Genomic DNA, 22693 nt, shown 5'->3' with positions numbered 1-22693 from the left:
CGGGTCGCCCGGGCCGGTGGTCTCGCACCCTAGACCTCTCGCGTGCCCGATGCATGCACGTTCGTCGCCGATGTCGCGGCCCCGCGCCGGTGGAGCGGGCGTGAGGTACCGGATGCATGCATCGGGTGCTCAAGTCGTCAGCGAGCCAGCCGGTCCACCACGCCGCCGAACACCCGGGGCAGGGCTACCGCGGCGGGAACGATGGCCCCGCGCAGCGGGGAGCGGGCCGCGGCGAGCAGGCCCGTGGTCAGCACCCGGTAGTCGCGCGTCGCAGCCGACCAGGCCGCCTCGTAGGCGTCGTTCCCCGCGTCGAGCGTGGCGACGGCCGCGCGCGCCTGAGCGAGCCCGACCCGTACCCCCTCGCCGGTCAGCGCGTCGACGTACCCCGAGGCGTCGCCGACCAGTCGCACCCGCCCGGCCGATCGGCGCACGGTGCGCTGCAGCAGCGGACCTGCGCCACGCAGCGTGCCGTGCACCGGGGCACCGGCGAGCCGTTCACGGAGCGCGGGCACGGCGGCGACCGCGTCGTGGTGGTCGAGCCCGGGCGGCCCGAGGACCGCGACCCCGACCAGGTCGGGCGCGACCGGGGTCACGTACGCCTCGACGTCGCGTGCCCAGTGCACCTCGACCAGGTCGCTCCACGGTGCCACGACGTAGTGCCGGCGCAGCCCGAAGCGTCGCCGCGCCCGCGCGGCGGTGCGCGGCGACGTCAGGGCGAGGCCCGTGAGCTGGCGCACCCGCGAGTGCAGCCCGTCGCAGGCCAGCAGCCACCGGGCCTCGACCCCCGCGACCCGCACGCCCTGCGCGTCCTGCGCCAGGTCGGTGACGCGCACGTGACGCACCTCGATCCCGAGCTGTGCCGCACGCAGCGCGAGGGTGGCGTGCAGCACGGTGCGGCGCACCCCGAGGCCGGGCCGTCCCGCGAACCGGTGCTCGGCGCGGCGCGCGCCCTGGACGTACGCGATGCCGTGGAACGGCTGCCCCGGAGGGTGCACGTCGAGCCGGGCCAGCGCCTGCACGGCCCCCGGCATCAGCCCTTCGCCGCACGCCTTGTCGACGGTGCCCCGCCGGGCCTCCAGGACCATCGCGGTCAGCCCTGCCAGCCGGGCCTCGATCGCCGTGGCGAGCCCGATCGGGCCGCCGCCCACCACCAGGACGTCGACCTCGGGCCTCATGCGGGGCTCGCGACGTCGGTGGTCGCCGCGTCGAGAGCGCGCTCCTCGGCCGGGATGCGGAACCCGAGCAGCAGCACGGCGTTCAGGACGGTGAAGCCCAGCGCCGTGAGCCACGCCGAGTGCACGAGCGGGAGCGCCGCGCCCTCGACGACCACCGCGACGTAGTTGGGGTGCCGCAGCCACCGGTACGGCCCGCGTGCCACGAGCGCGAGTCCGGGCACCACGAGGATGCGGGTGTTCCACTGCGGGCCGAGCGTGCGCACGCACCACCAGCGCAGCACCTGGCTCGCGAGGGCGAGGGCGAGCGCGGCCCAGCCCCACGCGGGCACGAAGGGACGGTCCAGGCCCAGCACCTCGACCACGCAGGCCACGAGCAGACCCGTGTGCAGCGCGACCATGGCGGGGTAGTGGCCCGCGCCGAGCTCGACACCGCCCCGGGCGAGCGCCCACGCGGCGTGGCGGCGCGCCACGACCAGCTCGACGAGGCGCTCGACGGCGACAGCGCCGACCAGCAGCACGAAGAGCGTCACGCTGCTCATGACGGCGCGTCCCAGCGCAGCAGCACGAGCTCGGCGCTCACGCCCGGCCCGATCGCGAACAGCACCGCGGGCGAGCCCGGCGGGGCGTCGTGCCCCGCGAGCGCATCGGCCAGCACGTGCAGCACCCCGGACGACGAGAGGTTCCCCGCCCGCTCGAGGCCCGCGCGGCTGCGGGCCAGTGCAGCCGGCGGCAGGCCGAGCGAGCGACCTGCGGCGTCGAGGATCCGGGGGCCGCCGGTGTGCGCGAGCCACGTGCGGACGTCATCGGTCGCGAGGCCCTGCGCCGCGAGGAACGAGGTGACCGCGGGACCCAGGTGGGTGCCCACCACGTCGGGCAGGGTCGGTGAGAGCACGATGCGGAACCCCGTGTCCACCACGTCCCAGCCCAGCAGGCCCTCGGTGCCCGGGAACAGGCAGCTGCGGGTCGCGAGCACATCGGGCCCCGGCAGCCCGAGCTCACGGGCCCGGCGCGCGCCGGCCATGACCACGGCCGCCGCGCCGTCGCCGAACAGGCCGCTCGAGACGGCGTTGGCGAGCGAGTCGTCGTCGCGCTGGAGCGTGAGCGAGCACAGCTCGACCGAGACGAGCACAGCGACGTCGTCGGGGTGGCCCGCGAGGTGGTCGTGCAGCCGGGCGATGCCCGCGGCCCCGGCGACGCAGCCCAGGCCGAAGACCGGGATCCGCTTGACGTCCGGTCGCATCCCGAGGCGTCCGGCGAGCAGGGCGTCCAGCGACGGGGCCGCGATGCCGGTGACCGACGTGAACAGCAGCAGGTCGACGTCGTCGGGGGCCAGGCCCGCAGACTTCAGGCCGCGCCGCACGGCGTCCTCGGCCAGGTCGAGACCGACCTCGATGAACACGTCGTTGCCCTGCCCGAACGACATCGGCTCGACGTACCGCTCGAGGGGGAGGGCGAGGTGCCGGGTGCGCACACCGCTCGCGGTGTGAAGCCGCTGGATCGCGGCCTGTCGCACCGGGTCGGACGTGAGCAGCGGCGCGATCACGGCCGTGATCGTCGCCTGGTCGTAGGCGTGCACGGGGAGCACCGGGGAGACCGCGACGATCCGGGACATTTCGGCATCGTGCCACGCCGAGGTCCGCACGTCGCGGGAGAGGGCCACCGACGCGCGCGTCGACCACCACCGCGCCCTAGGCTCGGCGCGGGGGTGGTCGGCGTGAGCGGTCAGGAAGCCGGTCCAGGCGTGCGTCCCGCTGCGCCGGCGTCGGGTGGGTCCGCGGTGCGTCCGGCACCTGTCGCCGCGGGTCATCGGCCGCGACGACGCAGCGACGGTGTGCGCGCGCTGCTGGGCGCGAGCCACCCGGCGCCGACCGTCGCGGTCACGGCCCTCGCGACGGCGCTCGCGATCGGGGTGGGGTCGCCCGTGCGGACCTGGTGGGTGCTCGGGCTCGCGGTCCTGGCCGGCCAGCTCTCGGTCGGGTGGTCGAACGACTGGCTCGACGCGGCCCGCGACACCGCGGTGGCCCGCACCGACAAGCCCCTCGCCCGGGGCGCGGTCCGGGTCGCCGAGGTGCGCACCGCGGCGTTCGTCGCACTGCTCGCGTGCGTGCTCCTCTCGGCCGGGCTCGGCTGGTGGTCGGGGGGTCTGCACCTCGTGGCGGTGGCCTCGGCGTGGGCCTACAACCTGCGGCTCAAGGGCACGGTGTGGTCCTGGCTGCCCTACGCCGTCTCGTTCGGGCTCATCCCGGTGTTCGTCGTCGGGGCGCTGCCCGGCGCCCCGGTCCCCCCGTGGTGGGCGCCCGCCGGAGGTGCGCTGCTGGGGGTCGGTGCGCACCTCGCGAACGTGGTGCCCGATCTGGAGGACGACGCGAGCACGGGTGTGCGCGGGCTCCCGCACCGCTGGGGCCCTCGGGTGTCGAGCCTGGTGGCCTGCGCGGCCCTCGTGACGGCGACCGGGTGCCTCGTGCTCGGGCGCGGGGGTGCGCCCGGCGCCGCGGGGCTCGTGGGTCTCGCGGTGGCCGCAGCGCTCGCGGTGGCCGCGTGCACCGTCGCCGTGCTCCGCCCGCGCAGCCGGGTGCCGTTCCTGCTCGTCATCGCCGTCGCTGGGGTCGACGTCGTGCTGCTCGTCGCCGCGGGGCGGCTGCTGCCCTGAGGGCGGGACGAGCGCGGGCGATCCGGACATCTCGGGCATAGCGTGAATTGCCGATGACGGCGTCGTGCGAGGCAGCGAACGAAGGGGACCACCATGACTGAGAGGCTTCCGTTCGGCGAACCGGGCCCGATCGCGCAGGTGCGTGAGGGCATGGAGGTCGTCGACCCGGGCGGGCAGAAGGTCGGCAAGGTCGGGGACGTGCACATGGGGGATCCCGAGGCGGTGACCGCCGAGGGTGAGGAGCCCCAGCGTGAAGGTGGGGTCATCGGTGCCGTGGCCGCCGCGATCACGGGCGAAGGGCGGCTGCCGAGGCAGGCTCAGGAGGAGCTGGCCCGTCTCGGGTACCTGCGGATCGACCGGCACCACCTCGGGGGGCGGCACCTCTACGCCTCCGGGGACCAGGTGCAGGGTGTCGTCGACGGGGTCGTGCACCTCTCGGTTCCCGAGGCTGACCTGCTGCGTTGAGGGTTGCTCATAGCAGATCGCGCTACCGGTTGGACAGGACAAATCGGGTGAAATAGTGTCAATCTTCCGAGGGATAGACACGAGCGCCGTGTGTGCGACGTTATTCCGCCGTGTCACGTCCTCGACACGAGGGAGTGCCCGATGAGACAAGCTCCACGATCATCCAGAACGCTACGGGTGGTGGCTGCCGCGGCCTGTGCGGTCGCGCTGGTGGCGCCCGCCACCGCCGCCGCCGCAGGCGAACGGCAGGGTCCACGAGGAGGACAGCAGCAGACGAAGGACGACGGCTGGCGCTCGGGCCAGCAGTGGTGGGACACGGACGCCTCGGCCACCGAACGTGCCGAGGCCCTGCTCGCGGAGATGACCCTCGAGGAGAAGGTCGACATGCTCCACGGCGAGCTCAACAACTCGTTCGGCTTCTACAACGCGCCCATCGAGCGGCTGGGCATCCCCGCCCTGAAGATGACGGACGGCCGCAACGGCGTCCGCGTCGCCAACGACGAGGTGCCGGGCAAGCGGTCCACGCTGCTGCCCTCCGCCGTGAGCGTCGCGGCGTCGTGGGACACCGACATCGCCGCCTACGCGTCCGAGGTCGAGACCGACGAGACGTACCGCACCGGGCAGAACATGGTGCTGGCACCCTCGCTGAACATCGCCCGCGTGCCCCAGAACGGCCGCAACTTCGAGTCCTACGGCGAGGACCCGCTGCTGCAGGGGAAGCTGGGCGGCGCCTACGTCCGCACCACGCAGAACTACGGCGGGGTGATCGGCAACCTGCAGGACTGGGCCGTCTACACCCAGGAGTTCAACCGGCTCGAGGGCCTCAACGCCGTCGTCGACGAGCGGGCCCAGCAGGAGATCTACAACCGTGCCTACGACATCGCCATCGAGGAGTCCCACGCGGCCTCGGTCATGTGTGGCTTCAACAAGGTCAACGGCGAGTACTCCTGCGGCAGCGACTACCTGATCAACCAGATCCTCAAGACCCAGTACGAGTTCAACGGCTGGGTCGTCACCGACTACGGCGCCAACCACGGCACGCTCGAGATCCTCGCGGGCCAGGACCAGGAGATGCCCGGCAACTCCGACCCGTCGCAGCAGCCCGGCACCTGCGCGTTCTGCGGACCGCTCATCGACGCCGTGAACGACGGCACCGTGCCGATCAGCCGCATCGACGACGCTGTGCTGCGCATCCTGCGGCCCATGTTCGGGCTCGGTGTCTTCGACAACCCGCAGGAGATCCAGCCGCTGCCCGAGGAAGAGCACAACCTGGCCTCGGCCGAGATCTCCGAGCAGGGGATCGTGCTGCTGAAGAACGACGACCAGGCGCTGCCGCTGGGCAGCGGCGTCGACTCGATCGCTGTGATCGGCTCCGACGCCGACACGGTCGTGCAGGGCGGCGGCAGCTCGCACATCGCCGACCCGACGATCACCACCTCTCCGCTGCAGGGCATCCAGAACCGGGCCGGCAGCGGTACCGACGTGACGTGGACGAGCGGGTCTGACCCGGTCACCACGACGGCGCTCCTGCGCGGTGCACAGCCCATCCCGTCGGACTTCCTGCGCGACGAGTCGGGCAACAACGGGCTCACGGCCCGGTACTACCTCAACCAGGACTTCTCGGGGACGCCGTACTTCGACCGGACGGACCCGTACGCGGGCCTGAACGGCGGGTTCGTCATCTTCGACGGTCTCAACGCCAACTCGCCGCACTTCCCGCCGCAGACGCAGGCGCTCGACACGAACTCCTCCGTCCGGTGGAGCGGGTCGATCGTGGCCCCCGTGACCGGCACCTACGAGCTGCAGGTGGTCACGAACGGCGTGACGACGCTCAACCTCGACGGAGCGGACGTCATCTCGACCGAGGCGTTCGTCCCGAACGCGACCGAGTCCAACCAGATCGTGAGCTACTCGGTCGACCTCGAGGCCGGCTCGACCCACCCGGTCGTGCTGTCCTACGTGTACGACTCGAGCGAGGCGTGGAACCAGAGCGCCCAGCAGATCAAGCTCGGCTGGGTCCCGCCGGAAGGCGTCGTCGCCCCGCAGGCGACCGGAGCGGCCGAGGCCGCTGCGGCTGCCGACGTGGCCGTGGTCTTCGTCCGCGACTACTCGACCGAGGGCTCCGACCTCGCGACGATCGAGCTGCCCAACGGCCAGCCCGACGTCATCCGGGAGGTGGCTGCGGCCAACCCGCGAACGATCGTCGTCCTGACGACCGGCGCGGCGACCCAGGTCTCCGACTGGCAGGACGGCGTCGCGGGCCTGGTGCACTCCTGGTACGGCGGGCAGAACCAGGGCACGTCGATCGCCCGGATCCTGTTCGGGGACGTCAACCCGTCGGGCAAGCTGCCGATCACCCTCCCGGTGGACGACACCCAGACCCCGACGCCCACCGCCGCCCAGTACCCGGGCGACGGCCTGAACGCCGAGTACACCGAAGGCATCTTCGTCGGGTACCGCGGCTACCAGGAGCTCGGCATCCAGCCGTCCTACCCGTTCGGCTACGGGCTCTCGTACACCTCGTTCAGCTACTCCGACCTGCAGCTGTCGTGCAAGACGTGGAACGTCACGCCGGGCGACGACAACGGTCACCGTGACTCCGAGGCTGAGAACCCGGACGACGCCAACGCCTACGGCTCCGTCTTCGGCGGCGGCGACCGCAGCGACCACGGCGACCGCAGCGACCACGGCGACCGCGGTGACCACGGCGACCGCGGTGACCACGGCGACCGCGGTGACCACGGGAAGAAGGGCTGGGACAAGGGCAAGGGCAGCTCGTGCAAGGACGGCAAGCTGTCCGCGACCGTCAAGATCACCAACACCGGTCAGCGGACCGGGTCCGAGGTCGTGCAGGCGTACGCGGGCGAGCTGCCCGGTGCACCGGTCGCCACGGCGCCCAAGTCGCTCGCCGGCTGGTCGAAGGTCACCCTGCGGCCCCGACAGAGCACAGTCGTGACGGTGCCGCTCGACCCCCAGGTGTTCTCCTACTGGGACGTCGACTCAGACAGCTGGGTCACCCCGTCGGGGAACGTGCCGGTGTACGTCGGCTCGTCGTCCGAGGACACCCCGCTGGTGGGGACGGTGCGGATCCGTTCACGCTCGTGAGGGACGAGGCGTAGCCCTCGGGCCGGAGCCGGGGCGGGCAGGGAGACCTGCTCGTCCCGGCTCCCGGTCGTGTGGGGACGTCGTGGCCTCCGTAAGATGTGCCGACCGGGCACGAGACGTCCCTGGCACGAGGAGAAGGCCGTGACGCACGTGGTAGCCCGATGATCGACGTCCTGGTCTCGTCCCCGCTCCTGACGCTGCTCGTGGTGCTCGCACTCGGCTCGCTGCTCGGCACGGTGCCGTTCGGGCCCGTGCGGTTCGGCGCCTCGGGTGCGCTGTTCGTGGGGCTCGCGGTCGGCGCGCTCGACCCACGGCTCGGGGAGGGCCTGGGTCTGGTGCAGAGCCTCGGGCTCGCCCTGTTCGTCTACACGGTCGGCCTCGCCGCGGGGAACGGCTTCTTCCGGGACCTGCGGCGTCAGCTGCCGCTCATGGCCGGTTCGGTCGTGATCCTCGTCGCCGCGGCCGCCGTCACGGTGGCGCTCGGCGGTGGCCTCGGGATCGCCTCGGCCATCCAGGCCGGCATCTTCACGGGCTCGTTGACCAGCACCCCCGCGCTCGCGGCCGCGACGGAGGCGGCCGGGGGGAGCCAGGAGCCCGCCGTCGGGTACGCGCTGTCCTACCCCGTGGGGGTCACGCTCACGATCGTCGCGGTCACGATCGTGGTGAGCAGGGCGTGGCGCGCGAAGCACGACCCGGAGCCGGTGGCCCGCAAGGGTCTCGTCGACATCAGCGTCGAGGTCCAGCACGCCGGCCCGCTGCGTGACGTCCCGGGCTTCGACGACGACTCGGTGCGCTTCTCCTACCTCTCGCGGGACGGGCACACGCGCGTCGTGACGGACGACGAGCAGCTGCGGACCGGTGACCAGGTCGTGGTGGTCGGCCCGGCGCCCGCGGTCGCACGCGCGACCGAGCACCTGGGGCACCGCGTGGACCAGCACCTGGCGCACGATCGCAGCGTCGTCGACTTCCGGCGGTTCCTGGTCTCCGACCCGCGGGTCGCCGGTCGCACCATCGGCGAGATGGACGTCCCGGGGCGGTTCGGCGGGATCGTGACGCGGGTGCGCCGCGGCGACCTCGACCTGCTGGCCTCGGACGACTTCGTGCTCGAGCTCGGCGACCGCGTCCGGGTGATCGTGCCGCGCGGGCACATCCCCGACGTGTCGGCGCTGTTCGGCGACTCGGAGCGCAAGGTCAGCGAGGTCGACGCGCTCTCGCTCGGCTTCGGTCTCGTGGTGGGCCTGCTGGTGGGTCTCGTCACGATCCCCTTGCCGGGCGGCTCGTCGTTCGCGCTGGGTGCCGCCGCCGGACCCCTCGTGGTCGGCATGGTGCTGGGGCGGCTCGAGCGCACCGGCCCGATCGTGTGGGGGCTGCCCCAGCCGGCCAACCTGACCATCCGGCAGCTGGGGCTGCTGCTCTTCCTCTCGGCGACCGGGCTCGCGTCCGGGCAGGCGTTCGCCGCGCAGGCGTTCACGGGCCTCGGACTGCGGATCGTGCTCACCGCGGCCGTCGTGGTGGTCGTCTCGGCTGTGCTCTTCGTCGGCATGGGCCGCCTCGTGGGGGTCAGCTCGGCGCGCGTGGCGGGAGGCCTCGCGGGGTTCGTGGGGCAGCCCGCGATCCTGTCGTACGCGAACGACCGCACCACCGACGAGCGCATCGACGGCGGCTACGCCGCGGTGTTCGCGCTCGGGATCATCGTGAAGATCGTGCTCGCCCCGGTCGTCGTCGGGTTCTGACGGCGGTCGCGGCCGCGGGCGGGGGTCAGCCGACGAGCAGCAGGGCCGCGAGCGTGATCGTCGCCACGACCTCCCCGGCGCCGATCCGAGCAGGCGTGATCCCCGGCCACCGGCGGGGGACGACGGCGGCGCGCACAGCGAGGACCGCGAACAGGGCGCCGACCCACGGGTCCACCAGGAACGCCGCGACGCACGCCACGACGTGGTACGCCGCCGACGCGGCCCAGACCCTCGCGTCGCCGCGGTCGCGGATCAGCGTCTTGACGTAGAGCACGGTGCCGCCGAAGTAGGTCGCGAGCACGGCGGCGAGCAGCCACGCACGGGTCGAGCCCGCACCGGGCAGCCAGCCTGCGCCCGGGAGACCCGCGCCGACGGCGGGGTGGGAACCGAGCGCGGTCACGACCACGGTCATGAGGCACGCGGCCACGATGGTCACGCCGTCGTTGAGGTAGGTGCGGTCGGCCCGGCGCCACGAGCACCACAGGCTCACCGCGAGCAGCGGCAGGTACACCGGGACCCAGCGCAGCAGCTCGGGGGCGAGGGCCACGACGACCGCACCGAGCGCCGCCGTCACGACCCCGTAGGTGCGCACCGGCGGCCAGTACCGGCCCTTGCACCGCGAGCGCAGCCACAGCCCCGCGGCGAAGAACGCGAGGTAGCCCGTGAGCCACAGCAGCAGCAGCGGGACCTGGCGCCACGTCGGCCCGGAGTCGAGCGCGCCGACCACGAACGGCGCGACGAGCATGGCCCACGCGCCGTGCTGGTTCGGCACCCACCCGGGTCCGCGGCGTCGAGATCGGGGCGCGCGGGGCGCCCGGGGAGGTGCGGCCTCGGTGGCGGGCATCGATCCACCGTAGGGGGCAGCACCTGCCCCGGCGTGGGACATCGGTCCGGCTCCGTTCGGGGTGGCATCCGGCACGGCGTTGCCCGGGGACAGGGTGGGAAGCACCACGTCAGCTTCCTCCTCAGGTGGTGGCGGGGTCGGCCAGGTCGAGCAGGCACGCCCCGGGCTCGGCGAACGGCGCGATCCGGGCCGCGTCCGGGTCGGCCCCGTGCGCGGCGAGCGCCCCTCGCGCGACACCCAGGTGCACGGCGCACACCACGTCCGGGTAGGCGCGGGCGGTCTCGAGCAGCGGGCAGCGGGTGAGGCGGACGCGCCGGTGGCCGGCGTCGGGCTCGGGGGCGAACCCCAGGTCGTCGAGGAGCTCGACGACCTGCCGCCGGGCGTGCTCGGCGGGCTCGGCGTCGTGCGCGTCGGGTGCGGGGCGGTCGCGGGCGAGGTCGTGGCCCCACCGGTCGCCGGCGCTCGTGGCGTCCGCGCGCGGGGTCGGGCTGGTGCGATGGATCGTCTCGGCGAGGGTCGCCGCCAGTCCCGTGTACGCCGCGAGGGTCGAGGTGCGCCGCGTCGGCTCGTAGAGCCATGCGGGGCGCCCGCGGCCGTGGGGGTCGTCGCGGCGGCGGCGGGCGAGCCCGTCGCGGTGGAGCGCGTCCAGGTGCTCGCGGACTGTGTTGAGGTGCAGACCGGTGACCTCGACGAGCGTCGCGACGGTGACCGGTGCGGGCTGGGCGCGCAGGGTCTCGAGCAGCGTGGTGCGGGCCTCCGAGAGGGGCACGTGCCCACGGTCGGGCCCGTCGTCCGGGGGGCCGAGGCGGGGTGCGGGACCGGCGGCTCCATCCTGATTGTTTTCCACGGAGCACAGGGTACTAATATCCGAGGCGCGGCCGCGACACCCCGGGACCGCGAGATGTGGGCACGCCCACCGAGCCGGAGGTCGCCATGAACGCCGTCACCCTCGCCACCAGCGCAGCGGACTCTGCTGCCGCGACAACGATCGAGCAGCATCACGCCGAGATGGCCGGGGCCCTCGCGCTCCTGGTCGAGACGCTGGTGGGCGCAGCTGTCGCGCGGGACCAGGTCGCGGTGCAGGCCGCACGCACCGGCCTGGTCACCTGGTGCGAGACCGAGCTGCTCCCGCACGCCCGTGCGGAAGAGGCGGAGATGTACCCACCGGCACGCGAACTGCGCGAGGGACGGCTGCTCATCGACGGGATGCGTGGCGAGCACGAGGCCCTGAACGGCCTCGTGGCCCGGCTGGCGACGACAGCCGACCCGGTGCGCGCCGCGGCAGACGCGACGGCGCTGCGGGTCCTGTTCGAGAGCCACCTGCTGAAGGAGAACACGCTCGTGGTCCCGCTGCTCGTCGCGGCTCCCGGGGTCGCGCTCGCCACCATCCTCGACGCGATGCACCACGAGCTGACCGCGCACGTCACCGAGCCCGTTCCCGACGTGGAGGACGCTCCCGCGGGCGGCTGCGGCGGAGAGTGCGGATGCGGTGGGTCGGACGAGCCGGAGCTCCCCGTGCTCGACGCCCGCACGGTCCCGCACGCCCTGCGGCACGCCACGATCTTCGGCGCCCTCGATGCCGTCGGTCCGGGCAGCGGCATGGTCCTGGTGGCCCCGCACGACCCGCTGCCGCTGCTCGCCCAGATCGAGCAGCGTCAGCCGGGCGCGTTCGCGGTCGACTACCTGGAGCGTGGGCCCGAGGCGTGGCGCCTGCGCCTCGTGCGCAGCGCCGTCTGATCGGTCCGTGCGGGCCCGGTCAGCGGTCGACGGGCTCGGAGGCTCCCCATCCGGGCCGGGCCGCGCGCGAACCCTGCTGCGCGTCCCGGCTGCGGTACACCACGTACGGTCGCCACAGGTAGAACAGCGGCGCGCTGAACACGTGCACGAGCCGGGTGAACGGCCACAGCGCGAACAGGATCATCGCGACCACGGCGTGCGCCTGGAAGCCGAGGGGCGCGTCGGCCATCAGCTCGGGCTGCGGCCGCAGGGAGAAGATCCCGCGCCACCACACGGACACGCCCTCGCGGTAGTTGTAGTCCCCCTCGATGTTCGGCACCGCACCCGAGGCGGTGTTGAACACGCCCAGCACGATCACGAGCGCGAGGAAGAAGTACATGACCTTGTCCATGCGTGTCGTCGCGCGGAACACGGGTCCCACTGTCCGCCGGCGGTAGATCAGCAGCGTGAGCCCGACGAGCGTGCAGAACCCGGCGATCGAGCCGACCCCCACGGCGAACGCGTGGTAGAGGCCCTCGGAGATGCCGATCGCGTCGGTCCACGACTCGGGGACCACCAGGCCCGCGACGTGGCCGACCACCACGGCGAGGATGCCGAAGTGGAACAGCGGGCTGCCCCAGCGCAGCAGGCGGCTCTCGTAGAGCTGGGAGGACCGCGTGGTCCAGCCGAACTTGTCGTACCGGTAGCGCCAGACGTGCCCGCCGATGAAGATCGCGAGGGTCACGTACGGCAGCACCACCCAGAGCAGCAGGTCGCCAGAGCTCATCGTCGTGCTCCTTCGCGGGGGTGGCCGAGCGCCGGGTCGTGGGAGCCGTACGGTTCGAGGCCCACCGACTCGTCGGGCGGGCCCTGGGCGACGAGCCGGGCGACGGCGTCCCGGTCGTCACCGGCGAGCGGGGGCAGCGTGGCGCACACCGCGGCGAGGGCACCCGCGTACGGCGAGCCCGCGTCGCGCAGCGCCAGGCGCAGCACCTCCAGCCCCGCCCGGTGCTCGAGCAGCAGCGCGGTCCCGGCGGCCAGGTCGTGGGTCGCGCCGAACTCCAGCACCACGCACAGGTGGTCGGGCAGCTCGTCGTCGCGCAGGAGCAGCCCGGCCGCCCGGTAGGCCTGCTTGAACGCGAGCAGGGCCACGCCGCGTTGGCGGGTGTCGCCGTGGGCGTAGTAGGTGAGGTACAGGCAGGCACGGCGGCGCAGGTCGAACGTCTCGACGTACGTCGCAGCGGCTGCCTGCGGCTGCGCGGTCGCGAGGTGGTGGACCACCCCGGCGAGGTCGTCGCGGACCGGCGCGGGCAGCGTGTCCACCGCCGCGCGCAGTGCCGGCAGCCGCTGCAGCAGCTCGGGGTCGGGGTAGTCGAGCAGCAGCGCCGCCACCCGGTGCACGAGCGCGCGCTGGCTGTCGTCCAGGGGTGCGCGTCGGGCTCGTCCTCGTCGCAGCCGCGAGGTCGGCTGGTCGTTCATCGTCCCGGCTCCGGCCCAGGCCGGGGTCCCGGCTCGGGCCCGGTGTCGGTCGGGGGCTCCCCGCCGCCGGACTCGGAGCGGGGCGGGAACATCCCGGGCGCCGCGCCGCGGCCGTCCCAGTTCAGCAGGTTGACCCGGCTGCCCGCGCCCGTGGTGTCGGTGCTCGACCCTGACCTCTGCCGGTCCTGCAGGGCCTGGAAGTTCTCCACCGCGAGCGGCGTCCCGGTGCCCGAGCCCTCCCCGAACGGGCCCGAGCCACCCATCCCTGGGCCGCCCTCGTAGTCGAGGCTGCAGTCGGTGGCCAGCTCCTCGAGGTCGTGCGCCTGCTCGGCGTGCGCGGGCGGGATGACGTAGCGCTCGTCGTACTTCGCGAGCGCGAGCAGCCGGAACATCGCCTCCATGTCCTGGGTGGACATGCCCACCGCGGCCGGGATGGACGGGTCGCCCTCGCGGCCCATGGTCAGGTCGCGCATGTAGGAGCGCATCGCGGCGAGCTTCTTGAGCACCCCGGTGACCGGCGCGGGGTCGCCCGCGCTGAACAGCTCGGCCAGGTACTCCACGGGGATGCGCAGCGTGTCGATCGCAGCGAACAGGTTGTCGGCAGCCTCGGCGTCCTCGCCGGTCTCCGCGACCACGTCGACCACGGGGGACAGCGGCGGGATGTACCAGACCATCGGCATCGTCCGGTACTCGGGGTGCAGCGGCAGGGCCACCCGGTACGTGCTGATGAGCGACCAGATCGGCGAGCGGCGTGCCGCCTGCACCCAGTCGTAGGGGATGCCCGCCTCCTCGGCGGCCCGCTCGACCGCGGGGTCGCTCGGGTCGAGGAAGACGCTGCGCTGCGCCTCGAGCAGGTCGTGCGGGTCCTGCACCGCGGCCGCCTCCAGCACCCGGTCGGCGTCGTACAGCACCAGACCGATGTAGCGCAGCCGACCCACGCACGTCTCCGCGCAGACGGTGGGCAGGCCGACCTCGACGCGGGGGAAGCAGAACGTGCACTTCTCGGCCTTGCCGGTGCGGTGGTTGAAGTAGACCTTCTTGTACGGGCAGCCGGTGATGCACTTGCGCCAGCCCCGGCACCGGTCCTGGTCCACCAGCACGATGCCGTCCTCGGCACGCTTGTAGATCGCCCCCGACGGGCACGACGCCGCGCAGGACGGGTTCAGGCAGTGCTCGCAGATCCGCGGCAGGTAGAACATGAAGGTCTGCTCGTAGGAGAGCTTGACCTTGTCCGAGACCTTGGCGAGGACCGGGTCCTGGCCGAGCGCGGTCGAGCCCCCCAGGTCGTCGTCCCAGTTCGCGCTCCACGTGATCGCGGTGTCCTCGCCGGTGATCAGCGAGCGGGGCCGGGCGACGGGGATGTGCTCCTGGCGCGGGGCGTCGGTCAGCACCGAGTAGTCGTAGGTCCAGGGCTCGTAGTAGTCGTCGATCGAGGGCATCTTGGGGCTCGCGAAGATCGTCAGCAGGTTCTTGATCCGGCTGCCCGCACGGAGCTGCAGTCGCCCCTTCTTCGTGAGCTCCCAGCCGCCCTCCCACTTCTCCTGGTCCTCGTAGCGGCGGGGGTAGCCCTGCCCGGGCCGGGTCTCGACGTTGTTGAACCACACGTACTCGGTGCCCGAGCGGTTCGTCCACGCCTGCTTGCAGGTCACCGAGCAGGTGTGGCACCCGATGCACTTGTCGAGGTTCATCACCATCGACATCTGGGCCATGACACGCATCAGTACTGCACCTCCTGCGAGCGACGGCGGATCACTGTGACCTCGTCACGCTGGTTGCCCGTGGGCCCGAGGTAGTTGAACGCGAAGCACAGCTGGGCGTACCCGCCCACCAGGTGGCTGGGTTTCATGAGGATGCGGGTCAGGGAGTTGTGGATCCCGCCGCGCTTGCCCGACGTCTCCGCCAGCGGCACGTCGATCAGCCGGTCCTGGGCGTGGTGCATGTACACGGTGCCCTCGGGCATCCGGTAGGACACGACGGCCCGGGCCACCACGACCCCGTTGCGGTTGACCGCCTCGATCCAGTCGTTGTCCGCCACGCCGATCTTCGCGGCGTCCTTCTCGCTCATCCAGATCAGCGGCCCGCCGCGCGACAGGCTGAGCATCAGCAGGTTGTCCTGGTACTCGGAGTGGATGGACCACTTGTTGTGCGGCGTGAGGTAGCGCAGCGTGATGCCGAGCTCGCCCTGGTCGCCGAGCTGCGGCTCGCCGAACAGCGCGGCCATGTTGAGCGGCGGCCGGAAGACGGGCAGCTGCTCGCCGATCTCGATCAGCCAGTCGTGGTCCAGGAAGAAGTGCTGGCGTCCGGTGAGCGTGTGCCACGGCTTGAGGTGCTCGGTGTTGGTGGTGAACGGCGAGTAGCGGCGCCCGCCCGTCTCGGAGCCGGACCACTCGGGGGAGGTGAGCACGCCGACGGGCGCCGCCTGCGCGTCCGCGAAGGTGATGCGTCGCGCCTCGTTCTCGACCGCGAGCGCCTCGACCATCGGCTGCCCGGTGCGCCGCTCGAGGTCGCGGAAGCCCGCCACCGCGAGGTGGCCGTTCGTGGCTGCCGACTGCGCGAGGATCGCCTCGCAGGCGTGCACGTCACGTTGCAGCGACGGTCGCCCGTCCGCGACGCCGCCGCGCACCACGCCGTTCTTGCGGGCCAGGAAGGCCACCGGCTCGGTGAGGTCGTAGGTGATGCCCTTCGTCGTCGCGCCGAGCCTGTCGGCCAGCGGCCCCAGGGCGCCCAGCTTCTCCGCGACCGCCGCGTAGTCGCGCTCGACCACCACCAGCTTCGGCATGGTCACGCCCGGAACCGGGTCGCACTCGCCCAGCTTCCAGTCCCGGACCCGGCCTGAGGGGGTGGCCATCGCGTCGGGGGTGTCGTGCATCAGCGGCACCGCCACGACGTCCTGGCGCGTCCCCAGGTGCACGGCCGCCAGGTCGGAGAACCTGCGCGCGATGGCGTGGAACGCGTCGAAGTCGGTGCGCGTCTGCCAGGGCGGGGCGATCGCCGGGTTGAACGAGTTGACGAACGGGTGCATGTCCGTGGTGCTCAGGTCGTACTTCTCGTACCAGGTGGCGGCGGGCAGCACCACGTCCGAGAACAGGGTGGTGCTGGTCATCCTGAAGTCGAGGGTGAGCAGCAGGTCGAGCTTGCCGAGGGTGGCGTCCGGCGCCCAGGTCACGTCGCGCGGGCGGACGTCGGGCGGGGCTTCCTGGGCGCGCAGCGAGGAGTCCGTCCCGAGCAGGTGCTTGAGGAAGTACTCGTCACCCTTGCCCGAGCTGCCCAGCAGGTTCGAGCGCCACACGGTGAGCAGACGTGGGTGGTTCGACGGGGCCTCCGGGTCCTCGCCGGCGAACCTCAGGCTGCCGTCGAGCAGCGCGGCCGGCACGTACTCGTCGACGGGGACGCCGGCCGCCGCCGCGTCGTCGGCCAGGCTCAGGGAGCTGCGGTCGAAGGTCGGGTAGCTGGGCATCCAGCCCATGCGCGCGGACTTGGCCAGCACGTCGGCCATCGCCAGCCCCGCGAACGCGCCGCCGCCGCGCGCTGAGGCGAGGGCGTCCGCGCCGAACGAGTCGTAGCGGTACTGGCCGGAGTGCAGGTACCAGTAGGCCGTCTGGATCATCAGGCGCGGGGGACGCGACCAGTCGAGCGCGTTGGCGTACTGCGTGAACCCGGTCAGGGGGCGCACCTTCTCCTGGCCGACGTAGTGCGCCCACCCGCCACCGTTGACGCCCTGCGTGCCGCACAGCATGGTCAGGGTGAGGAACGCGCGGTACATCGTGTCGGCGTGGAACCAGTGGTTCACCCCGGCGCCCATGATGATCATGGACCGGCCCTTCGACTCCTCCGCGTTGGCAGCGAACTCTCGGCCCACGCGGGCGGCCTTGGCGGCAGGGACACCGGTGATGGCCTCCTGCCACGCGGGCGTGCAGGGCTGGGACGCGTCGTCGTAGCCCGTGGGCCACTCGCCCGGCAGCCCGGGCCGTCCCACGCCGTACTGCGCCAGCAGCAGGTCGTACACGGTGGTGACCAGGTGCCCGGCCACGACCCGCATCGGCACCCCGCGCCGGATGGTTTCCGCCGAGCCGTCCACCCCGTCGAAGCGCGGCAGCTCGACCTCGACGCCCCGCGCGCCCTCGCCGGCGAGGCTGAGCATCGGCACGACGTCGCCCAGGTCGAGGTTCCACCGACCCTCGCCCTCGGCGCCGAAGCGGAAGCCGAGCGAGCCGTTCGGGGCCACCGGGCGCCCCGTGGCCTGGTCGAGCAGCAGCGGCTTGAAGTCCGCGTGCTCGCTCGCCCCGCCGATGTCCGCCTCGGTGAGGAGCTTGCCGGGTACGAACTGGTCGCCGCGCGGCTCCAGGGCGACCAGGAACGGGAGGTCGGTGAACCGGCGCACGTACTGGTCGAAGTGCGGCGTGGTGCGCTCCACGAAGAACTCGCGCAGCACCACGTGGCCCATCGCCATCGCCAGGGCGCCGTCGGTGCCCGGCTGCGGTGCCAGCCACTCGTCGCCGAACTTCACGTTGTCCGCGTAGTCGGGGGAGATGGCGACGACCTTCTGCCCCCGGTACCGGGCCTCGACCATCCAGTGCGCGTCGGGGGTGCGCGTCACCGGCACGTTCGAGCCCCACATGATCAGGTACCCGGCGTCCCACCAGTCGCCCGACTCGGGCACGTCGGTCTGGTCGCCGAAGACCTGCGGCGAGGCCACCGGCAGGTCCGCGTACCAGTCGTAGAACGAGAGCATCGCGCCGCCGATCAGCGCGAAGAACCGGGACCCGACGCCGTGCGACACCATCGACATCGCCGGGATGGGAGAGAAGCCCGCGATCCGGTCCGGTCCGTGCTCCCGGATGGTGTGCACGTGCGCGGCGGCGACCATCTCGACGGCCTCGTCCCACGTCGCGCGCACCAGCCCGCCCTTGCCGCGGGCCGCCTTGTACGCCCGGCAGCGGTCCGGGTCGGCCATGATGTCCGCCCACGCCAGGACGGGGTCGCCCGTGCGGGTGCGGGCCTCGCGGTACATCTCGAGCAGCACGCCGCGCACGTACGGGTAGCGCACCCGGGTGGGGGAGTAGGTGTACCAGGAGAACGCGGCGCCGCGCGGGCAGCCGCGGGGCTCGTACTCGGGCCTGTCGGGGCCCGCCGTGGGGTAGTCGGTCTGCTGCGCCTCCCACGTGATGATGCCGTCCTTGACGAACACCTTCCACGAGCACGACCCGGTGCAGTTGACTCCGTGCGTCGAGCGGACCACCTTGTCGTGGCTCCAACGGTCCCGGTAGAACGAGTCGGCGTCGCGCCCGCCCACCTGGTGCAGGGTCCGCAGGTCCGGGGAGACCTCGTTCTTCTGGAAGAAGCGCCGGGTGCGCAGCAGCGTGCGGATCACGTCGTCGTCCATCCGCGGCGGTGACGTGGTGGGGTCGTCCTGGATCGGCACGAGGGGTCCTCTCGACGACGGGGTGCTGGGCGGTCAGGTCGTGCGGTTCGCGGAGCGACGCAGCGGGCCCCAGGTGAACAGGGCCGTCGCGGCGCAGGTCACGGCCAGCAGTCCCAGGCCCGGCCCGTAGCTGCCGGTCGCGCTGAAGACGGCGCCCATGATGAGAGGCGGCACGAACCCGCCGAGGCCGCCCGCGGCCCCGACGACCCCCGTGACGGCCCCGACCTTCGCGGCGGGGGCGAGCCGCGCGACCAGGGCGAACGTCGCGCCCGAGGCGCCGCCGAGCACTGCGGCGAGGCCGAGGAACGCGATCGTGCCCACCGGGACGAGCGCCAGCTGGAAGGCCGCGACCGCCGCGAGGGCCGCTGCCACGACGAAGCACACGACGAGCACGACGATCGGGTCGGCGCGGTCGGAGAGCCACCCGCCGACGGGCCGCATCGCGACGGCCAGCACGACGAAGCCCGCGGTGCGCAGCGCGGCGTCGTCCGGGGTCAGGTCGAACGTGTTGGTGAGGTAGGTGGGCAGGTACACGCTGAACGCGACGAAGCCACCGAAGCCGACCGCGTACGGCCACGACAGCTGCAACGTCGCGGGGAGCTTGACCGTCTCCCACGTCCGGGCCAGGAACGAGCCGGGGGGTGGTGGTGTGCGACCCGGGGCGTCGCGCAGCAGCAGCGCCGAGACCGCCGCGTACACGACGAGGATCCCCGCGACGAGGACGAACGGTGCCGCGTTGCCGAAGCGGTCGGCGATCTTCACGGTCGTGAACGCCGAGATCGCCGTGCCGCCCATGCCGATCCCGAAGATGCCGAGCGCCGTGCCGCGCCGGGCCGGCGGGTACCAGGCGTTCACGAGCGGGACGCCGATCGCGAACGTCGTCCCGCCCAGGCCCAGGAAGAACCCGCCGAGGAGCATCGCGGCGTAGCTGTCGGCCACCAGCCCGACGAACAGCACCGGGAGCACGGTGAGCAGGCTGACCACGGGGAACATGAGCCGGGCGCCCAGACGGTCGGTGAGTGCCCCGACGGGGATGCGGCCGAGCGAGCCGACGATGATGGGGACGGCCACCACCACCGACTGCTCGAACACGGTGAGGTCCAGGCGCTCGCGGTACGCGGCGGCGAGCGGGCTGATGAGGGCCCAGGCCCAGAAGTTGACCATGAAGCCCACGGTCGCCAGGACGAGCATGCGGCCGGCAGGTCCGGCGGCATCCGCTGTCGGAGGCTTCCCGTCGGTCACAGCTCGCCCCCTCGATGGTGGCACCCGCGCGGCATATGTCCGGTTCGGACGGTAGCAGTGCTGGGCGCGCACCGCCCGATCGGGTGCCGACCGCGTCAGGTCAGCGGGGCGGTGACCACGTGCCGCGGTGCACCACGTCGGCGAGCGGTCGGCGTGCGCGTCGGGCGGCCGAGCCCGGCAGCCGTTCGACCGGGCCGGGGTGCCCCACCGTGATCGCGCCGACCGGCATGAACTCCTCCGGCACCGAGAACTCGGCCCGGAACGCCTCGGTGCGCGCGGCGGGGATGCCGAAGAAGCACGCCCCCAGCCCCGCGTCGACCGCCGTCTGCAGGATCAGCAGCGCCGCCATGCCCGCGTCGACGTGCCAGTACGGCACCGCCCACGGGTCGGCGTCGGGGTCCGTCCACCGCTTGTCGTCCTGCGCGTACCGGGCCAGGTACGCCGCCCGGCTCGAGTGCGGGACCACGACCACCGGGGCGACGCGCATCGCCTCGAGCCACGCGCTGGGCCGTTCCGTGCCCGCCGGCGTGGTCGAGCACCAGAACCGTGCGACGTCCGCCGGGTCGTCGAGCACGAGGAACCCCCAGCCCTGGCTGAAACCCGCGCTCGGGGCCCGCACCGCGTTGTCGAGCAGCCGGTCGACGAGCGCCGGGTCCACGGGGTCGGGGGTGTACGTGCGCACCATGCGGCGACGGCGGACCACGTCCTGGAACTCCATGGGCTCGATCATCGCCGAGTCCCGGCCGGTGTTCGCACGGACTGGCCGCAGACACGGTCGGTGAGCGGCCCGACCCGGCGCTTCGTCCGGTCTGTGCCACGATGCGAAGGTGAGCACCAGCGAGAGCTCGACCGACGTCCCGGGGGCGTCGGCGGGGCGTGGCCCGGGCCCGGCCGCCATGACGCTCGGAGCGCTGGGGGTCGTGTTCGGCGACATCGGCACGAGCCCGCTGTACGCGCTCCAGACCGTGTTCAGCATCGACCACAACGACGTCAGCCCGTCCGAGATCGACGTGCTCGGCGTGATCTCGCTGGTCCTCTGGTCCGTGACGATCATCGTGTCGGTCAAGTACGTCACGCTGGTCATGCGCGCCGACAACGAAGGCGAGGGCGGCATCCTCGCGCTCGTCGCGCTGCTACGTGCCCGCCTCGCGGGCCGACGGCGGCTGGCCGTCGTCACGCTGCTGGGGGTGTTCGGGGCCGCGTTGTTCTACGGCGACAGCGTGATCACGCCCGCGATCTCGGTGCTGGCCGCGATCGAAGGGGTCGCGGTGGTCGACGACTCGCTCGCCGGGCTGGTGCTGCCCGTGTCGGTCGTGGTCCTGACGCTGCTCTTCGTCCTCCAACGGTGGGGCACCGAGGTGGTCGGCAGGGCGTTCGGGCCGGTCATGGCCGCGTGGTTCGTGGTCCTGGCCGTGCTCGGCGCGCCGCACATCGTGGCGAACCCGCGGATCCTCGCGGCGCTGTCACCGACGTACGCGCTCACCTTCGTGGCCGAGCGGCCGTTCGTCGCGTTCGTCGCGATGGGCGCCGTGGTGCTCACCATCACCGGTGCCGAGGCGCTCTACGCGGACATGGGGCACTTCGGGGCGCGTCCCGTGCGCGCGGCCTGGTATGCGCTGGTGTTCCCCGCGCTCGCGCTCAACTACGTCGGCCAGGGCGCGATGATCCTCGACGACCCGACCACAGTCGCGAGCCCGTTCTTCCTCCTCGCACCGTCCTGGGCGACGCTGCCCCTCGTGGTCCTCGCGACGCTGGCCACCGTGATCGCGTCCCAGGCGGTGATCTCGGGCGCGTTCTCGGTCTCCCGGCAGGCCGTCCGTCTCGGCCTGCTCCCGCGCCTGACGGTCAAGCAGACCTCACGTGAGGAAGGCGGTCAGATCTACCTGCCCGTCGTCAACTGGATCCTGTTCCTCGGCGTCGTCCTCCTCGTCGTCCTGTTCCGCACCTCGACCCGGCTCGCGACCGCGTACGGGCTCGCCGTGACCGGCACCCTCGTGCTCACGAGCCTGCTCTTCCTGCTGCTCGCCCACGCCGTCTGGCACTGGCCGACGTGGCAGCTCGTCGCGTACGCCGTGGTGGTCGGTGGTCTCGAGGTGACGTTCTTCGTCGCGAACCTCACCAAGGTCTTCAGCGGCGGGTGGATCCCCCTGGTCGTGGCCGCCGCGGTCGTGACGCTCATGACGACCTGGCGCAGCGGCGCCGAGATCCTCGGGGCCCGGCGCCGCGAGCTCGAGGGTCCGCTCGACCGGTTCGTCGAGGAGATCCGGGTGGCGCGCGTCCCGCGGGTGCCCGGGCTCGCGGTCTTCCCCCACAACAACAGCACCACGACACCCCTGGCGCTGCGGCTGGCCCTGAGCTTCAGCCACGTGCTCCACGAGCACGTGGTCATCGTCCAGGTCGTCAACGAGAACGTGCCGCACGTCCGCCACACCGACCGGGTCCAGGTCTCCGACCTCGGCTACGCGGGTGACGGCATCGCCCACGTGCGGGTGCGCGTCGGGTTCAACGACAGCCAGGACATCCCGCGGGGGCTCGCGCTCGCGGTCGGCACGTCGCGCGAGCTCGACATCGACCTCCACGAGGCCCTGTACTTCCTGTCGGTCTTCACCGTGAGCACCACGGGCACCGCGCACCTCAAGGACTGGCGCGCTCGGCTGTTCGTCTGGATGGCGCACAACGCCGCGCGGCGCACCGAGGTGTTCCACCTGCCGCCCGGCCGGACCATCGTCATCGGCGCGAACCTCGACCTGTAGCGCGGGGACGCCGGTCCCTTCACGGTTCCTTGACGCCCGGGGAGCCGATCCTGACGGTTCCCGAACGCCACCACGGCACCGCGGCGGGCCCGCAGCGGGCATGCTGGAA

The 22693-nt window shown here is 72.8% G+C and carries 17 protein-coding genes; 6 read left to right on the top strand and 11 right to left on the bottom strand.

Annotation, left to right across the window (positions count from 1 at the left end):
- Positions 1-137: 137 nt before the first annotated feature.
- Genes ACGIF2_RS02535 through ACGIF2_RS02525 form a run of 3 tightly spaced genes read right to left on the bottom strand, consistent with a single transcriptional unit; the run spans position 138 to position 2787 of the window.
- The gene (locus ACGIF2_RS02535; RefSeq protein WP_396043113.1) at positions 138-1175 is read right to left on the bottom strand and encodes an NAD(P)/FAD-dependent oxidoreductase; all 1038 of its coding nucleotides are present in this window, start codon (positions 1173-1175) and stop codon (positions 138-140) included.
- Complete coding sequence (locus tag ACGIF2_RS02530; protein WP_396043111.1) at positions 1172-1714, bottom strand: isoprenylcysteine carboxyl methyltransferase family protein; 543 nt, start codon at positions 1712-1714, stop codon at positions 1172-1174. Before ACGIF2_RS02530 ends, ACGIF2_RS02535 begins: the two co-directional genes overlap by 4 nt.
- Positions 1711-2787 (bottom strand): type III polyketide synthase, encoded by a 1077-nt coding sequence (locus ACGIF2_RS02525; protein ID WP_396043109.1) that lies wholly within the window; start codon positions 2785-2787, stop codon positions 1711-1713. The genes ACGIF2_RS02530 and ACGIF2_RS02525 overlap by 4 nt, the downstream gene beginning before the upstream one ends.
- 219 nt (positions 2788-3006) lie before the next feature.
- Between ACGIF2_RS02525 and ACGIF2_RS02520 the strand changes: the two genes are divergently transcribed.
- From ACGIF2_RS02520 to ACGIF2_RS02505, 4 genes are all read left to right on the top strand, one after another.
- Positions 3007-3825, top strand: a complete 819-nt coding sequence (locus tag ACGIF2_RS02520) for a UbiA family prenyltransferase (RefSeq protein WP_396043107.1) — start codon at positions 3007-3009, stop codon at positions 3823-3825.
- A gap of 93 nt (positions 3826-3918) precedes the next feature.
- On the top strand, positions 3919-4290 hold the full coding sequence (locus ACGIF2_RS02515; RefSeq protein ID WP_396043105.1) for a hypothetical protein: 372 nt from the start codon (positions 3919-3921) through the stop codon (positions 4288-4290).
- Between the two features lie 210 nt (positions 4291-4500).
- Positions 4501-7395, top strand: coding sequence for a beta-glucosidase H (locus tag ACGIF2_RS02510; RefSeq protein ID WP_396043103.1), 2895 nt, complete (start codon positions 4501-4503; stop codon positions 7393-7395).
- Between the two features lie 161 nt (positions 7396-7556).
- On the top strand, positions 7557-9128 hold the full coding sequence (locus ACGIF2_RS02505) for an aspartate:alanine exchanger family transporter (RefSeq protein WP_396043102.1): 1572 nt from the start codon (positions 7557-7559) through the stop codon (positions 9126-9128).
- 25 nt (positions 9129-9153) lie between these two features.
- On the opposite strand, the gene ACGIF2_RS02500 is transcribed toward ACGIF2_RS02505, so the two are convergent.
- Positions 9154-9972, bottom strand: a complete 819-nt coding sequence (locus ACGIF2_RS02500) for a YwiC-like family protein (protein ID WP_396043100.1) — start codon at positions 9970-9972, stop codon at positions 9154-9156.
- 121 nt (positions 9973-10093) lie between these two features.
- A complete protein-coding gene (locus ACGIF2_RS02495; protein WP_396043098.1) occupies positions 10094-10741 on the bottom strand; it encodes a helix-turn-helix transcriptional regulator in 648 nt (215 codons plus the stop codon).
- Between the two features lie 164 nt (positions 10742-10905).
- On the opposite strand from ACGIF2_RS02495, the gene ACGIF2_RS02490 reads away from it, so the two are divergent.
- On the top strand, positions 10906-11709 hold the full coding sequence (locus ACGIF2_RS02490) for a DUF2249 domain-containing protein (RefSeq protein ID WP_396043096.1): 804 nt from the start codon (positions 10906-10908) through the stop codon (positions 11707-11709).
- Between the two features lie 19 nt (positions 11710-11728).
- Here the strand turns inward: ACGIF2_RS02490 and narI are convergent, their stop codons facing one another.
- The 6 genes from narI to ACGIF2_RS02460 all read right to left on the bottom strand — a co-directional run bounded on the left by narI (position 11729) and on the right by ACGIF2_RS02460 (position 20561).
- On the bottom strand, positions 11729-12475 hold the full coding sequence (gene narI, locus ACGIF2_RS02485) for a respiratory nitrate reductase subunit gamma (protein WP_396043094.1): 747 nt from the start codon (positions 12473-12475) through the stop codon (positions 11729-11731).
- Positions 12472-13167 (bottom strand): nitrate reductase molybdenum cofactor assembly chaperone, encoded by a 696-nt coding sequence (gene narJ / locus ACGIF2_RS02480; RefSeq protein ID WP_396043093.1) that lies wholly within the window; start codon positions 13165-13167, stop codon positions 12472-12474. The genes narI and narJ overlap by 4 nt, the downstream gene beginning before the upstream one ends.
- Complete coding sequence (narH, locus tag ACGIF2_RS02475; RefSeq protein ID WP_396043091.1) at positions 13164-14885, bottom strand: nitrate reductase subunit beta; 1722 nt, start codon at positions 14883-14885, stop codon at positions 13164-13166. Before narH ends, narJ begins: the two co-directional genes overlap by 4 nt.
- Positions 14885-18550, bottom strand: coding sequence for a nitrate reductase subunit alpha (locus ACGIF2_RS02470; RefSeq protein ID WP_396043354.1), 3666 nt, complete (start codon positions 18548-18550; stop codon positions 14885-14887). Before ACGIF2_RS02470 ends, narH begins: the two co-directional genes overlap by 1 nt.
- A gap of 72 nt (positions 18551-18622) precedes the next feature.
- Positions 18623-19831 (bottom strand): nitrate/nitrite transporter, encoded by a 1209-nt coding sequence (locus ACGIF2_RS02465; protein ID WP_396043089.1) that lies wholly within the window; start codon positions 19829-19831, stop codon positions 18623-18625.
- A gap of 100 nt (positions 19832-19931) precedes the next feature.
- A complete protein-coding gene (locus tag ACGIF2_RS02460) occupies positions 19932-20561 on the bottom strand; it encodes a nitroreductase family protein (protein ID WP_396043088.1) in 630 nt (209 codons plus the stop codon).
- Between the two features lie 97 nt (positions 20562-20658).
- Here ACGIF2_RS02460 and ACGIF2_RS02455 point away from each other — a divergent pair, with 97 nt between their 5' ends.
- A complete protein-coding gene (locus ACGIF2_RS02455) occupies positions 20659-22584 on the top strand; it encodes a potassium transporter Kup (RefSeq protein ID WP_396043087.1) in 1926 nt (641 codons plus the stop codon).
- Positions 22585-22693: the final 109 nt, after the last annotated feature.

The organism is Cellulomonas sp. P22, from assembly GCF_044392165.1.
Note: the sequence above shows the minus strand (reverse complement) of the source record. Positions and strands in the feature narration are given on the sequence as shown.